Below are 15,098 nucleotides of genomic sequence, written 5' to 3' on the forward strand. Positions count from 1 at the left end.
TGTAGAAAGGGAAATGTATTCAAAAATAATTGCGTGATAAAAAAGTGAATAGGTTAGAAATATGCACTCAAACTTTCTAGATAAGTGTTTTTTAGGTCGAAATTAATCCTCTGGTAACAAATGTTTTGTTGGTAACTTATACATAGATCACAAAACTCAGTTTGTCAGTTCCTAGAATTTTTCTGTTTGAAATAAATAAAACTGTGCCATGAAGATAAAATATCTAATATATAAACGTTCTGTTATTTACTCTTTTTATTTGTTATCGCTATAACCTTGATGACAACGCTATTTAGCGTGGCTTAGCTGCCAGCTGAAGGGTTAGTGTTAGGTGGTTGATTCGTAAAGGGAGAGGCGTGAAAAACGCTGGGTTTGCGTCATTGAAGATGTGTTCGACTTTGCGGGCACCGGTGATTAGGCCAAATAAAAAAAGCCGCACAAGGCGGCTTTTGAGTAAGGCTCGCTGTTCTGTGAGCCTGGGCAAGGAAAAGTCAGTGTTAGATGATTGCACCGATACTGAGTATCGCGATGCAGAACAGAGCTAGAATCGCAAGCAGTGGCGCTACCCATTTTACGTAACGGACGTAAGGAACTCGGGCAATCGCAAGGCCACCCATGACCACTGCCGACGTTGGAGTCACTAGGTTCACCAGGCCAGAAGCAGATTGGTACGCCGTTACAACTAGGTCGCGACCTACGCCTGCAAAGTCAGCCAATGGCGCCATAATTGGCATGGTCAATACCGCCAGACCTGAGCTTGAAGGCACTAGGAATGACAACAGTACTTCAAGGAAGAACATTACGTTGATGAACACAACAGACGATAGACCTGTCACCATTTGCTCAGCTGAGAACAGAATCGTGTCAGTGATCATACCGCGGTCCATGACCACTACGATACCACGTGCGATACCAATGATTAGCGCCACACCCAGTAGGTCACGAGCGCCGTCAATAAAGCTGTTGGTAAACTCTTCTTCGCTCATGCGAGCAACCAGACCAATGATGATGGTTGATGCTAGGAACATCGCTGAGATCTCAGCCATCCACCAACCTGCAACCGATACACCGTAGATCATGACCGCGAACGAGGCACCAAAGATACTTAGGATAAGCTTGCGAGTTCCGGTGAATTCTAAGCGCTCGCCAGTTTGGTTACCTAGGAAGTGAGCTTTGTTTTCTTCGTATTTATCGTAAACCACAGACGTTGTTGGGTCGTTGCGAACCATACGAGCATAACGCATCACGTAAGCGACACAGATAACCCAACCGATTAGCAGAGCGATAACACGTAGCACGATGCCATCTGTAAATGGAATGCCCGCTGCGTTTGCCGCGATAACGGTTGCGAATGGGTTGATTGTAGAACCTAGAGTACCAATACCCGCGCCAAGTAAAACAGTAGCTGCAGCAACTAGAGGGTCAAAGCGCGCCGCCATCATGACGGGAACAAGTAGGGTATAGAAAGGCAATGATTCTTCTGCCATACCATAGACGGTACCGCCGGCCGCAAACAGTGCCATCAAGATAGGTATCATCAACTCTTCACGACCTTTTAAGCGATCGGTCACGCGTTCGATACCCGCATCAATGGCTCCTGTTTTGGTTACAAGTCCAAGGAAGCCACCGATGATCAAAATGAATAGTGAAACGTCAATCGCCGCAGCTTCGTAGCTATTGTGGTCATAGAAACCATCAATCGGTGCAAGAAGTACGTCAATCACGCCTTGAGGGTTACCGTCTACCGGTTGATAGGTGCCAGTAACAGGGACTTCTCGACCTAAGTCTTCATTCATTACGCGATCATATTGACCTGCTGGCACTATCCATGTCAGTAGAGCAACCAGTGCAATCAGTACGAAAAGAATTGTATAGGCGGAAGGGAATTTAAAGTTGGCAAAGAAGCCACCTTTTTTTTCTTCAGTAGGTACAGTTTGGGTTGTCATGGTGATCTCCTTACTTTTATTTATGTGTCCACAAATAAAAGTGAATCAGCGACTATTAGATTTAAAAAATAAATAACTTAGGGAATAAGTTATTGGTAAATTTGTTTTTATTTAATTAGGAACTTATTAGCTCTTGTGGGTTATTTTAAAATGTCATTCACTCTGTAACTTTGGTGATCTTCACAAAAATATTCAGTAAAAAATAGGTGGTGTGATGAGTGGTTTTTTTATGTGGTTAATTGGTTAGAAAGAAGGGATTTCTATGCCGAAGGATTGATGTAAACCCTTTTGTCAGGGGCGGTAAACCAGTAAAAAAAAGATAGGTGGGAATTTTATTCAAAGCGGCGGATTTAAATGCACAAAGAACTTTCGAGAACTTTTTTGATTAATATCAAACTTGATTTGTGACCTAGGTTTTTTTACTAAGGATGAAATAAAAAAAGAGGAGCCGAAGCTCCTCTATCAGACATTGGTGAGTCTAAATAAATAGACTGCCGAACGTAAAGCCTAGTGCAACGGCAGAGGCAATCGTCACTACTCCTGGAATAAAGAACGGGTGGTTAAAGACATAGCTACCAATGCGTGTTGAGCCTGTGTCGTCCATCTCAACCGCGGCAAGCAGCGTTGGGTAAGTTGGCAGTACAAACAGTGCACTCACTGCTGCAAAAGAAGCAACGGCTGTCAGCGGGGCAACACCGATTGCGAGTGCTGCTGGCATGAGCGCGACAGTGGTTGCACCTTGTGAGTAAAGCAGCATGGATGCAAAGAATAGAACCAACGCAAGCATCCAAGGGTAGTCTGCCAATAGCGCGCCAGCGACTTCTTTAATGCCGTCAACGTGCGCATTAACGAACGTTGAGCCTAGCCATGCCACACCGAGAACACACACACAAGCTGTCATACCAGAGCGGAATGTTGCAGCCGATGGAATTTTTGCCGCGTCAATTTTAGTGATCATCACGATTGCTGCTGCAGCCGCCAACATTACCGTCATGATGGCTTCGTTACGTCCTAGTGCAGGGTCAACGATCAGCCCTACAGACTTAGAAATGGCGGCTGCGTAGCAAACAACAAAGCCAATTGCCGCAAGGAAGATGTAGGTGGCTGTCTTCGCCGTAGGCAAGATCTCACGTTTTGTTTCCGTCGATAGCTTGATGAGTCCTTTTTCTAGACGATCTTGATAAATCGGATCATCTTTCAACTCACTGCCCATAAAGTTCGCTACAAACGCACCAATCATACAAGCGACAAAAGTGGTTGGAATACAAACCGCAAGCAGCGTTAGGTAGTCAACACCCATTGGCGCAAGCATCGCCGCAAACGCAACTACCGCTGCAGAGATTGGCGAAGCCGTAATCGCGATTTGTGATGCGACAACCGCGATAGAAAGCGGGCGAGACGGACGTACGCCTTGGCCTTTCGCAACTTCTGCGATCACTGGTAAGGTTGAAAACGCAGTGTGGCCAGTGCCTGCCATTAGCGTCATTAGGAAAGTGACAATCGGCGCGTAAAAGGTGATGCGCTCAGGGTGCTTACGCAAAAAGTTTTCTGCCACTTGTACTAACCAGTCCATACCACCAGCAACCTGCATCGCTGCGATTGCGGTAATCACTGACATGATAATTAAGATGACATCGATCGGAATAAACGCTTGGCTAGTAGGAACACCCAAGACCAGTGATAGGGCTATCACACCCGCACCACCTGCTAAACCAATACCGATACCACCAATTCTTGCTCCCAAATAGATGAAGAGCAGAACGACGATGAGTTCGACTGCTACCATATTGTTACCTCATAAAGTGTATTTTGATTTTAATTATCTAAACACTCTGCTCTGCGGTTGAATGTTTAAATAATGAGGCTCGCAAAAACCATGCAACGAATGGGGTTAACCGTATGCAAGCCTAAAAAAGGCCCCGTTTGGGGCCTTATCGATTCGCTTATTCGTAGCGTTTTGCTTTATAGGTTGGGTGCATAAAGTTTTCGACGGAAAGAATGTCGTCCAACTCTTCTGCGGTGAGTAGTCCACGCTCCAATACCACTTCGCGAACGCTCTTACCTGTTTCCGCACAAATCTTACCGACGATGTCACCTTCGTGGTGGCCAATGTATGGGTTTAGGTAAGTGACGATACCGATAGAGTTATAAACGTAGGCTTCACACACTTCTTTGTTGACTGTGATGCCATCGATACACTTATCACGTAGGTTCACACAAGCGTTTTTCAAGATGGTGATTGATTCAAACATGCTTTGAGCAATCACTGGCTCCATCACGTTAAGTTGAAGCTGGCCGCCTTCTGCTGCGAACGAGATAGTGTTGTCGTTGCCAAGCACTTTGAAACACACTTGGTTAACCACTTCTGGCACTACTGGGTTTACTTTTGCTGGCATGATAGAAGAGCCCGCTTGAAGTTCAGGCAGGTTCAGCTCGTTGAGACCCGCACGAGGACCAGAAGAAAGCAGACGTAGGTCGTTACAGATCTTAGACAGCTTAACCGCTAGACGTTTTAGCGCGCCGTGCGTCATTACGTAAGCGCCACAGTCAGAGGTCGCTTCGATAAGATCTTCAGCAGGCACCACTTCAAGCCCCGTTACTTCCGCTAAGTGTTTCACTGCTGCCGCTTGGTAGCCTTGTGCAGCGTTCAAGCCAGTACCGATTGCGGTTGCACCTAGGTTGATTTCCAGTAGCAGTTTTGAAGTGTAATCCAACGCACGAATCTCTTCGTTTAGGGTTACCGCCCATGCGTGGAACTCTTGACCCACTGTCATCGGTACCGCGTCTTGAAGTTGAGTACGACCCATCTTCAATACGTCTTTAAATTCTTGTGCTTTAAGTTCGAAGGCACCTTTTAGGTACTCAATCGCTTCCATTAGCTGGTGAACACTGTTGTAGACCGCAATACGGAACCCCGTTGGGTATGCACAGTTAGTGGATTGGCTCTTGTTGACGTGGTCATTTGGGTTAATGAACTCGTATTGACCTTTCTCTTTGCCCATCAGCTCAAGAGCAACGTTGGCGATCACTTCGTTGGTGTTCATGTTGACAGAAGTACCCGCACCACCTTGGAATACATCTGAAGGGAACTGATCCATGCACTTGCCTGTTTCAAGAATCAAGTCACACGCTTCAAGAATGTAATTCGCAACGTCTTTTGGGATCACGCCTAGCTCTTTGTTGGCAAGAGCGGCTGCTTTCTTCGTCATTACCATACCGCGTACAAACTCAGGTACGTCAGAAATGGTCATGTTAGAAATGTTGAAGTTCTCGATAGCACGTAGAGTATGAATGCCGTAGTAGGCATCAGCCGGTACGTGACGCTCACCTAGTAGGTCTTCTTCGATACGGGTAGCAGGGGCTGCTGTTTTTGGAGCATCGGTTAGGGTAGCCATCACAGGATCCTTAGATAATTATTCTGATAATAAAGTGAATTACTAGCCAATCTGTAGTTTAAGAATCCATTCGTCAGAGTTTTAGGCTGTTAAATCCGTCCTGACTTATGTGGCACATAATACTGTACCTAGCGCATAAAAATAGTAACTGGATCACCTTTTTCGCTTTTGTTTAGTTAAAGTTTTGCAAGATATGAACAGGGTATGAATAGCCCTTTAGGGGTAGGGGGCTATTGAGGGATTTATCACGCTTTTTTACAGCTTCAATTTGAGCTCACACACCAGAGCACGTACACTGACATCAACAAAGGAGGGCGTGTGTTTCCTATCTTATTATTACTGTTTATCTTCGTACCTATTATTGAAATAGGCCTGTTTATACAAGTTGGTGGTTTCCTAGGCTTATGGCCAACCATCGCTTTGGTGCTGATCACCGCATTTGTTGGTGCATCGCTAGTCCGTAGCCAAGGGTTACAAACCTTAATGTCGGTACAAAACCGCCTTAATCAAGGTGAATTACCAGCACAGCAAATCTTTGAAGGAGTCATGCTTGCTGTAGCAGGTGTGCTTTTACTCACACCTGGCTTTATGACAGACGCATTGGGCATGTTGGTTCTTTTGCCAGCCCCACGAGCAGCGATTGCGAAGTACCTGATGAGCAAAATGGTGGTAAAAACGGTCGGTGGTCAGGGCTTCCATGGCAGTTTTAATGGCGACCAGTTTGGGCAAAATCCATTTGAAAATGATCCGTTCAATCGCGACCCGTTCCAATCCCAAAAAGGAGATACCTTTGAAGGGGAATATGAACGTAAAGATGACGATGAGCGCCGTCTAAAATAACCAATCTATTTGTGCGCAACGTTTGTTAACAGTTGTTAATAGGTTGCGCACTATCACAAATTTCATTCCTACCTCTTTCCTCTCAGCCATCTAAGCAACGCTATGTCATTGAGCAATCGTTCTCGTTAGTCCTTTTTAGCGCATTTAGGTCATATTTCTATGTGGTTAAATGCGATCTTTGCCACAGATTTACGTGCTTTTGAACAGTTTTTTTTGTGTCTTACTGTATCTGTTGAAAATTTTAGAGTATTCATACTATTGATAATATAAATGTGATTAATTTCTCATTAGCAATGTATGTTCATTTTTTGTTTACCTAAAAGGTCGACAATCGTCCTGTTATTAATGACTTTCCGGTCAATCTACACCGTTTTAAACACAACAATCTTTGCTTAGTTAGCCGTTAGTACTGCCTCTAGCGATATTAACTATGCCTGTTGGAAGTGTGCAGTTAACCGGCAACTAAATCGAAGGGAAACTCAAATGCTAAAAAGAAATGCAGTGGCAATAGCGATTTCATCGCTATTTTTAGCAGCAAACGCAAGTGCCGTAACCATCTATGAAAACGACCAAGGTGATTTTGCCAAGTTATATGGTGAAGTTGGGGTTGGTGGACATATTGGTGCCAAATACGAATATGGTGAGTTCTATGAAGATAAGAACTTCATTGACGACTCTTTTGCCACCATGGGCGTTAAAGGCCAGCAAGGAAAAATGCATTACCGCCTAGAGCTCGATTATGAGCGTGAAAACTGGAAATACGGTAGTGGAGACATGGTGCTAGCGATCGACAAACTGTTTATCGGCTATGAACTGTGGAAGTCAGAAAATGTGTCTCACTACATTGAGGCAGGTCTCACAGACACGGCATTTGATGATTACGATAAATGGGGCGACTTCACTTTCGATACGACTGTTGAAACGGGTGAAGCTGGTGACCAAGATACGACGTTCAAGTATGAAGGCCGTTTCCTTGGTGTCGTTAAAGTCGGGGCTTCATACAGCTATGGAGGTGAGTCTTCATCTGGTTCTTCTCTTGGCGATGTCGGTAATGGATACGTAGGTTACTTTGGTGATCGTTTTTCAGTTGTGGTTGGTGTAGAAGGTCGTAGAGGGTCAGATAGTGAATCTAAATACGGTGAGCAAAGACTAGTAGGTGCAGGTGCGCGACTAGCTGTTACTGACGAGTTCCACTTGGGTGTCAACTTGTTCCGAGAAGAAGAATACATCGGTACTTGTGCCCAGAAGAAACCAAATGAGTTTGGTGTGCCTGAATGTGTGCTTTACAACGATTATAAACCGCAAAATAACGAGGGCTACCTAGCCTCCGCCAAGTATGTATTAAATCCTCAGTGGGAATTCACTGCGTCATACAACTACGAAGAATATGAGCAATGGGCAATCGACAATGAGGCGAATGGTGCCGAAGAGTCAGATTGGGGCGATGAGCGCGTTTGGACAACGCTGGGCGTGAATTACAAGCCGACTCCTTCAAGTGTGATTGCATTTGAAGTCAACGGCGGTGAAGCTGCGCAACAAGCTTACGCGTACGCACGCGTTTACTTCTAATTGGACCGGAGAACAAGAAAATGAATAAGAAAATGACCCTACTTGCTGGTGCAATTAGTACTGTACTTAGCGGCGTCGCTACTGCTGATATTGGAGATATGAGCAAAGTACTTATTACCGAGTATGTTGAAGGCTCCGCACAGAATAAAGCTGTCGAAATCAGTAACACTGGTGCATCCGCTGTAACCTTTGAAGGTAATGATGGTGATTTAGCGCTGTACTTCAGTCGTTATAAAAATATGGTTCATAACAAGGACAAAATAAATGTTCTTAAAGATGTCACCATTGCACCAGGGAAAAGCATTGTTGTCGTTAATGGTGAAGCTGGTGCTGAGATTTTCCAATACATCGAACGCTTGGGTGGAGAAGGTGCAGCGGTTACAGCCGGTACGTACGACCAGGCTAAGTACAATGCATTAACGTTTAATGGTGATGACGCAGTTTGGCTAGGTACCTCTTCAGCACAAAGTGATGTTCACGATATCTTTGGGATCTACAGTGATTCTGATGCAGCTGATGACCCATGGGCAAACATGACCCTGAGACGCAAAGCTGGCACAGGGCCTAAAAATACTTACGATGCGAACGATTGGGAAGCGTTTCCTCAGAACGACTTTGGTGGACTAGGTGACCCAGTTGCGGTCAACAATGACCCAATAGCCCCGCCAGCAAATACCCCATGTGATGATGCAACGGATTTAGAAGAACAAACCATCGGTGCGGTACAAGGCGAGGGTAAGTTCTCTCCACTTATTACTGAAGGGTATGAGTCTGCCAAGCAATATAAAGTAACGGGTATTGTGTCTGCGGTGACGAGTTATCCTGCGAAGGGTTTTTACCTGTATGACAACGATGGTAATGACCTGACATCAGACGGTATTTTTGTGCCGACCGCTCAAGCCACTGATAGCATGATCGGTCAAAAAGTGTGTGTAGTAGCCAAAGTTAAAGAAAACTATGGTTTAACCCAGCTTGTTGCCGCTGATGATAAATGGCAAGTGATTGATGAAACGCCAGTTTCTGTCACGCCTGTTGAACTAAAACGCCATGCTGACGATACAACATTTGAATCTACGCTAGAACGTTACGAAGGTATGCTGGTCAAGACTACTGCCGATATGGGTAAGACAGCTCAAGAGTTGGCTACCATTGACGCGCTTGTTGAGAAGGTGACGGTTGAACGTGACGCTGATGAAGACGAGGCTACATATCTAAAACGTCTAGATGAGGCAAAAGAAGCACGTCGCGATGAATTAATGGCAGTAAAACATGATATGCGAGTGTCACGTAGCTTTAGCTTCGATTACGATGCTTTCCGCAATAACATGGTTCTTGCATACAAGCGTCCAAACCCTCAGCCAAACCAAGACCATGTTGCAGGATCGATTGATTCTTTAGCTCAAGCGGCTGAAAACGATGACTTCCGTGTGATTCTTGAGTCTGACGGTAAAGCGCCAAATGGTGAGATTCCTTATTACCCAGAATTTAAACAAGATCCACAGAAAAACTACGTTCGCATTAATGATAGCGTAGTGGGTTTAACGGGTGTTGTTGGTTACTCTTACGGTAACTTCAATATCATCGTGCCTAAAGCCCTAGAGTCTTCGCAGAACATTACGTTTGTCCACAATACAGATCGTACAGATGCACCAACCATCAACGAATCATACGGTGAGCATGGTTTCACCATTAAAGTGGCGACTCAGAACGTACTGAACTACTTCAACTCACCATATGGTGGTGCTGACAACAATTTCGGTGACAACCGCGGAGCAGAGTCCCAGCAAGAGTTTGAGCGTCAACAGGCCAAAATCGTTGAAGCGATTTACGGCTTGGATGCGGACATCTTGGGTGTGATGGAAGTTGAGAACAATGGTTTCGGTGACTTCAGTGCAATCAATGAGCTACTTGCTGCCGTCAATGCCAAATACTACGACGAAGATTACGGCGATCGTAATAGACAGAACTCAATCCACAATCGCTATGTGTTTGTTGGGTTCGATAAGAACGGTGACGCGGTTCTTGATGAGCAAGATACAGTGGGTTCGGATGCGATCACGACAGGTGTTATCTACCGTCCTTCTAAAGTTTCAATTATCACTGGTGAAGTGATTCCGATGCCAGAGCAGCACGCGCCAACGATCGTTGATGGCAATGGTGCGCCAATCTTGGATAAAAAAGGTGAAATTCGCGAAAGTGGCGACAACTATCAACGTCACAGTGTCGTAGCGACCTTTAAAGTGAATCATACGGGTAAGAAACTGTCTGTTGCTGTTAACCACTTTAAGTCTAAAGGTTCAACCTGTTACGAAGACTGGAAAGGCTGGGAAACGTGGAAGAATTTCGACCCTGAGAAGGACGATGTACGCAATGATGATTTCCAAGGTTCGTGTGAAAACTTCCGTGTTGCGGCTGCATACCATTTAGGTTCAGAGTTAGAAGATATTGCGGGTGATAAAGTCGTATTGGGTGATATGAACTCATATGCGAATGAAGATCCGATGCTAGTCCTAACAAGCAACCCGACTGGTAAAGCCATCTATGCATCAGAACATACCTACGTAGGCAAGACGCCATTTGAAAAAAATGGTCAGCGTATTGAGAAGACGTTTGGTTATTTGAACGCGGTCGATCTAAAAACGGAAGAAGGTAAAACTTCATGGAGCTATTCCTTCAATGATGAAGTTGGCTCGTTGGATCACATGCTGATTTCTCCTTCTCTACAAGGTCGTTTGGTAGATGCAACAGATTGGCACATCAATGCACCAGAATCGTCGTTGTATGACTATAACCACAAATACAAGGGTGGCGACACCAATGAACCTAATCCGTTCTATGCTGAAACGCCTTTCCGCTCTTCTGACCATGATTCTGCCATCATCAGCCTAGGCTACAAATATGGCGAAGCGGGTGAAGTGCCAGTTTCTATCACCATGAAGAGTGGTCGAGCAGATATTGCATTCCCAGTATCAGCACAAGCGAAAGCGGGTGATATTGCGGAAATCTCAATCTCGCCTCGTCCAACCGGTGTCACTCTGCCAAAGGTAACACTTGATGCCGATGGCGCTCAGACAGTGATGTTTGATGTGGCTGGCTTGGAAGCAGGTGATTACACCTTAACTATGCAGCTTAAAGGTGACAGAGATGCGGTTTCGCGCTCAACTTCAACGGTGATTGATTCGAAAACAATGACAGTGTCGATTGCAAAACGTGATTCAAGCAATGTGAAACCCGTCGCTCCAGAGTATGACGGCTCGGGTGGTAGCTTTGGTATTGGCGCGCTATTGACCATGTTTGGATTTGGTTTCTTGCGTCGTCGTCGCTAACGGTTCGACATGGGGGCTAGTGTTTTGCACTAGCCCCCTTTTTATTGCTGAAAAACAGAGTATTCGCTCTATTTGGCATGTTGAGTCATTAATTTTGTTACCAGTGAGTGTTAACAATGAAAAAAAGTATTTTAGCAGTCGCCATCAGTCTGGTTGCTGCTCCTGTGGTACAGGCAAATGTTCTGATTACCGAAGTGGTGGAAAACGGCAATGATAAAGCCGTTGAGATCTATAACAATGGTTCTGTATCCGTCGATTTGTCTCAGTATTCTATTGTTCAATATAACAACCAAACGGGCTCTAACCCGCTAACAACAGAGTTCCCACTTGCAGGAAATTTGGGAGCTGGTGAAGTGTATGTTGTGGCCCATAGTCAGTTAGCGGGAAAACTTCCCGCTGTTGTCGATCAAGTTGAAGCTCTCGCTTTCAACGGGAAAGGCGGCGATGCTGTGGCGCTTGCGAAAAATGGGGTAAATATCGATCTTGTTGGGCATCTCGGTTCGGATGCAACAGATGTCTTTGAAGATTCTTCTCTACAGCGTATTAGCCCAAGCATGCCATCCATGTCTTTTGAAGCCAGTGAGTGGAAAAATGCCGGTGATGGAAACTACGAGGGGCTAGGAAGCGTGGATGGTGTGACTCCGCCTACTCCAGACCCAGATCCGACACCTGATCCCGACCCTGAGCCTTCTCCAGCTTCTTTAATTGGTGAACTACAGGGGAGCTCATGGGCATCTCCTTACACGGATCCTCTGAATGGCAAGTTTGTATCAGATGAAGTGTTTACTGTTGTTGGTGTAATCACCGCGATACAGAGCACGGAGATCGCTCAAGGTGAACGTATCGGTTTCTTTATGCAGGATGAGACGCCTGATAACGACGCGCAAACTTCTGACGGTATCTTTGTCGTTGCAGATGTCACCGGGTTAAAAGTTGGCGATAAAGTCGAAGTCATGGGTCCTGTAGAAGAGTACTTTGGTTGGACACAGATTCCAGCGAATGACGTCAAGACCATTGGTACGGGGTCAATTACTGCCACTGATTTTACGGAGCTATCCAGTGACAAGGAGTTTGATTTCACCCTCGAGCGCCATGAAGGCATGTTAATCAACATAAACTCGATGTTAGATATGCGAGTTTCTCGAAGCTACAGTTTGGATGAAGAGGCTCAGCGCTACAATATGGTGCTCAGTCGAGGCCAAGCAAGCGTCCACCCTAACCAGAGTTTTTTCCCGGCATCAGATGATGCGGCTAAAGCTGCAGATTGTAATGAAGACTTCCGAGTCGTTGTGGAATCGTTTGACAAAGACACGAGTGGTGCACCTGCTTGGTACCCAGATTTTGCTAAGAGTGATGCTGACCAAAATGGTTCCACGGATGACTATATTCGCGTAGGAGACCGTGCGAATCAGTTGCAAGGCGTCTTGGGTTACTCGTACTCAGACTATCGTCTTTATGTGACCGAGCCTGCTCACAATGGAACGTTTGTGGCTAATGGGAACAGTCGTCAGGATAAACCTAGTCTCAAGAGTGGGGATATTAAACTGGCGACCTTTAATACGGGTGGCTACTTAAATAGCCCCTTTGGTGGCGAAGCCAACTTAGCCAATGATGGAATGTTGATTGAAACGACCGTTGATACAGCGCAGTTTGAAGTTCAGACATCAAAATTGGTTAGTGCTTTGATCGCCTTAGATGCCGATGTCGTTGGCTTAATGGAAGTTGAGAACAATGGTTTGTCTACCTCTTCAGCTATCGGTCAGTTAGTCAGCGAGCTCAACAAAAACCTAGATGAAGCGAATCATTACCACATTGCCAGTGCGCAAGGGCTTGAGCAGTTCGGTGAACTGACATCGGCCAATTATTTGATTTTTAAAGCCAGCAAAGTAGGGCTTGAGTCCTTAAAAGTGGTTGAAATGCCTAAGCAAGTTTCTTCTGAAAAGCTTGCTGCACAAGCCGCCAGTCTTATTGCAACCTTTAATTTTAAAGATCGCGATGAAACGTTAACTGTAGCAGTAAGTGATTTTGTTGATAGACAACAGAGTTGCCTTGAAAACAGTAGCAATGCTAAACAAGGCCAATGCGCAGAATTACGAGTATCGGCCGCTGATTATCTAGGTCAGCAGTTACAAGACGTATCGGGTGAAAAAGTCATTTTGGGTAGTTTCAATGCTTACCTAAATGAAGACCCAATATCGGTCTTGACCAATCGTGATGACGTTCCTGAAACTCATGAAATCAAAGCCGCGTCTTTTACCCTCATAGACGATGACCCGCTTCATGGCGAAAATGGAAAGGTCATCGATACCTTTTATGGTTATGAAAATGTGTTGGCTATTCTCGATTCGAAGGGCTACAACACCGTCAATCGTGATGGACAAGGGAGTTTCGACTACATTCTAACCTCACCGGGTTTGAAGTCTTTGGTGGTTGATGCGAAGCAGTGGAATATCAACGCTGGTGAAGCAAGTGTATTGGCGTATGATCATAGTTTGGGCCAACAGTACCAAGACGTTTATCGCGCCGCGGTTCATGACCCAGTTGTCATTTCTATTGCTTTTGATGGTAAACCTTTAGAGCCAATCGATCCTATTTATCCTATAGACCCAGACCAACCTATTGTTCCTGGAACGCCCGTAAAACTGCCCTTTGAGCCGATCAATGAGCCTAGAATACCTGCGCCTTCAGTGGGTAAGAGCTTTAAATACTTTGTTGATTTGACCCAAGCAAATGGCACCCATCTAAAAGTGGGTGATGAAGTTTCGGTTTCAATTAGTGACGCCATTTCAACTTATGTAGCGACGTCTTCGAGAGTTGCCAAAGATAGCCTGGACGCATATGAGATTGCACTAGGCTGGACTGAAGTGAGCTTCTCCGAAGGGTTAGAACTCGGGGAATACAGTGTTAGAACAACAATCGCTGGTGAAGTGATTCAGTCTGATCGTATCAATGTCGTAGAAGCAACAAGAGATGATAGTGAAGATGCTGGTAGTACTGGGGGCGTTGGACTACTCGCTTTATTTGGTCTGGGATTCTTGCGTCGCAAGTTCAAAGCGTAATTGGTTACCATAATTAGGAGAGGGGGGATTTCTCCCCCCGAATCAAAGTCATGAGAAAAACACTATTCACTTTATTAATGATGAGCACCTTTGGTGCCTCTGCCGCTTATGAACAAGCGCATGATCCTCATGTGGTTGGAGGGATTCCGTCAATCACTTGCCAGACTGACATCGTTGAGCCACCCGTACCGCCAGGAGAGATCCATAACCCTAATGGCTATTACGATAGTGCCATTGGTAAAAGCGGGCCAGAACTGAAAGCGGCGCTCAATGCGATTATATCCACAGGGATTACTCAGTTGCCTTACTCTTCAAGCAGCTTTGACGTTTGGGATGCTCTGGATATTACCGATGAAGATCCGAACAACAGTAGCAACGTGATCTTGATGTACACCGGGCGCTCACAAGAGAAAGGACAAAAATCGGGTCAAGGCAGTTTAGGTCAAGACAACTGGAACCGTGAACACACCTATCCTAAGTCAAATGGAGGCTTTAACGATAAGCGCGCGGCGGCATACACGGACATCCATCATTTAAGACCGACGGATGAAAGCGTTAATGGGGCGCGAGGAAACCTAGAGTTTGATGAAGGGGGCACCGAGTTAACAGAAGCGCCAGGTAACAGAAGAGATGGCGACTCATTTGAACCACGTGATGAGGTAAAAGGTGATGTTGCACGTATGATGTTCTACATGGCAACGCGCTATGAAGGAAAAGACAATAGTGATGCGTCTAACCCTGATTTAGAGCTTGTCTCTTCAGTGACTGACAACGGTACAGCTTTGGGTAATGTTTGTATTTTGCTTGAGTGGAACAAACTGGACGGCGTCGATGATTTTGAATTTGAGAGAAATACCAAGATTCAAAACATTCAAGGTAACCGAAATCCATTTGTCGATAATCCACATTGGGCAGATAGCATCTTTGCTAAAGATTGTGTTCAGTAGCGATCTTTATAGTTAG

Annotated in this window: 8 protein-coding genes; 5 read left to right on the top strand and 3 right to left on the bottom strand. The window is 45.3% G+C overall.

Going from position 1 to position 15,098, the window contains the following annotated elements:
* Window positions 1–497: 497 nt before the first annotated feature.
* The 3 genes from U9J37_RS12645 to aspA all read right to left on the bottom strand — a co-directional run bounded on the left by U9J37_RS12645 (window position 498) and on the right by aspA (window position 5,341).
* Window positions 498–1,946 carry a YfcC family protein gene (locus U9J37_RS12645; RefSeq protein WP_005471110.1) on the bottom strand — a complete coding sequence of 483 codons (1,449 nt, stop codon included), beginning with the start codon at window positions 1,944–1,946 and terminating at the stop codon, window positions 498–500.
* A gap of 478 nt (window positions 1,947–2,424) precedes the next feature.
* A complete protein-coding gene (locus U9J37_RS12650; RefSeq protein WP_005471049.1) occupies window positions 2,425–3,732 on the bottom strand; it encodes an anaerobic C4-dicarboxylate transporter in 1,308 nt (435 codons plus the stop codon).
* 157 nt (window positions 3,733–3,889) lie between these two features.
* Window positions 3,890–5,341, bottom strand: coding sequence for an aspartate ammonia-lyase (aspA, locus tag U9J37_RS12655; protein ID WP_005470944.1), 1,452 nt, complete (start codon window positions 5,339–5,341; stop codon window positions 3,890–3,892).
* A 318-nt stretch (window positions 5,342–5,659) separates the two neighbouring features.
* Here aspA and U9J37_RS12660 point away from each other — a divergent pair, with 318 nt between their 5' ends.
* The 5 genes from U9J37_RS12660 (at window position 5,660) to U9J37_RS12680 (ending at window position 15,082) form a co-directional block, all read left to right on the top strand.
* Window positions 5,660–6,181: an FxsA family protein gene (locus tag U9J37_RS12660; RefSeq protein ID WP_005470935.1), complete on the top strand. Its 522-nt coding sequence runs from the start codon at window positions 5,660–5,662 to the stop codon at window positions 6,179–6,181.
* A 483-nt stretch (window positions 6,182–6,664) separates the two neighbouring features.
* Window positions 6,665–7,750 carry a porin gene (locus tag U9J37_RS12665; RefSeq protein ID WP_322413827.1) on the top strand — a complete coding sequence of 362 codons (1,086 nt, stop codon included), beginning with the start codon at window positions 6,665–6,667 and terminating at the stop codon, window positions 7,748–7,750.
* A gap of 20 nt (window positions 7,751–7,770) precedes the next feature.
* Entirely contained in the window at window positions 7,771–11,076 is a 3,306-nt protein-coding gene (locus tag U9J37_RS12670; protein ID WP_005471012.1) for an ExeM/NucH family extracellular endonuclease, read from the top strand.
* Window positions 11,077–11,192: 116 nt separating this feature from the next.
* On the top strand, window positions 11,193–14,135 hold the full coding sequence (locus U9J37_RS12675; RefSeq protein WP_005471146.1) for an ExeM/NucH family extracellular endonuclease: 2,943 nt from the start codon (window positions 11,193–11,195) through the stop codon (window positions 14,133–14,135).
* 50 nt (window positions 14,136–14,185) lie between these two features.
* The gene (locus tag U9J37_RS12680) at window positions 14,186–15,082 is read left to right on the top strand and encodes an endonuclease I family protein (protein ID WP_005471166.1); all 897 of its coding nucleotides are present in this window, start codon (window positions 14,186–14,188) and stop codon (window positions 15,080–15,082) included.
* Window positions 15,083–15,098: the final 16 nt, after the last annotated feature.

It is taken from the genome of Vibrio sp. 16 (assembly GCF_963681195.1).
Taxonomy (GTDB): Bacteria; Pseudomonadota; Gammaproteobacteria; order Enterobacterales; family Vibrionaceae; genus Vibrio; species Vibrio sinaloensis_D.

What these genes read in the sequence shown, in the direction of transcription:
- U9J37_RS12645 (WP_005471110.1), bottom strand. Translation starts at nt 1,946, where the DNA reads ATGACAACCCAAACTGTACCTACTGAAGAAAAAAAAGGTGGCTTCTTT.
- U9J37_RS12650 (WP_005471049.1), bottom strand. Translation starts at nt 3,732, where the DNA reads ATGGTAGCAGTCGAACTCATCGTCGTTCTGCTCTTCATCTATTTGGGA.
- aspA (WP_005470944.1), bottom strand. Translation starts at nt 5,341, where the DNA reads ATGGCTACCCTAACCGATGCTCCAAAAACAGCAGCCCCTGCTACCCGT.
- U9J37_RS12665 (WP_322413827.1), top strand. Translation starts at nt 6,665, where the DNA reads ATGCTAAAAAGAAATGCAGTGGCAATAGCGATTTCATCGCTATTTTTA.
- U9J37_RS12670 (WP_005471012.1), top strand. Translation starts at nt 7,771, where the DNA reads ATGAATAAGAAAATGACCCTACTTGCTGGTGCAATTAGTACTGTACTT.
- U9J37_RS12675 (WP_005471146.1), top strand. Translation starts at nt 11,193, where the DNA reads ATGAAAAAAAGTATTTTAGCAGTCGCCATCAGTCTGGTTGCTGCTCCT.
- U9J37_RS12680 (WP_005471166.1), top strand. Translation starts at nt 14,186, where the DNA reads ATGAGAAAAACACTATTCACTTTATTAATGATGAGCACCTTTGGTGCC.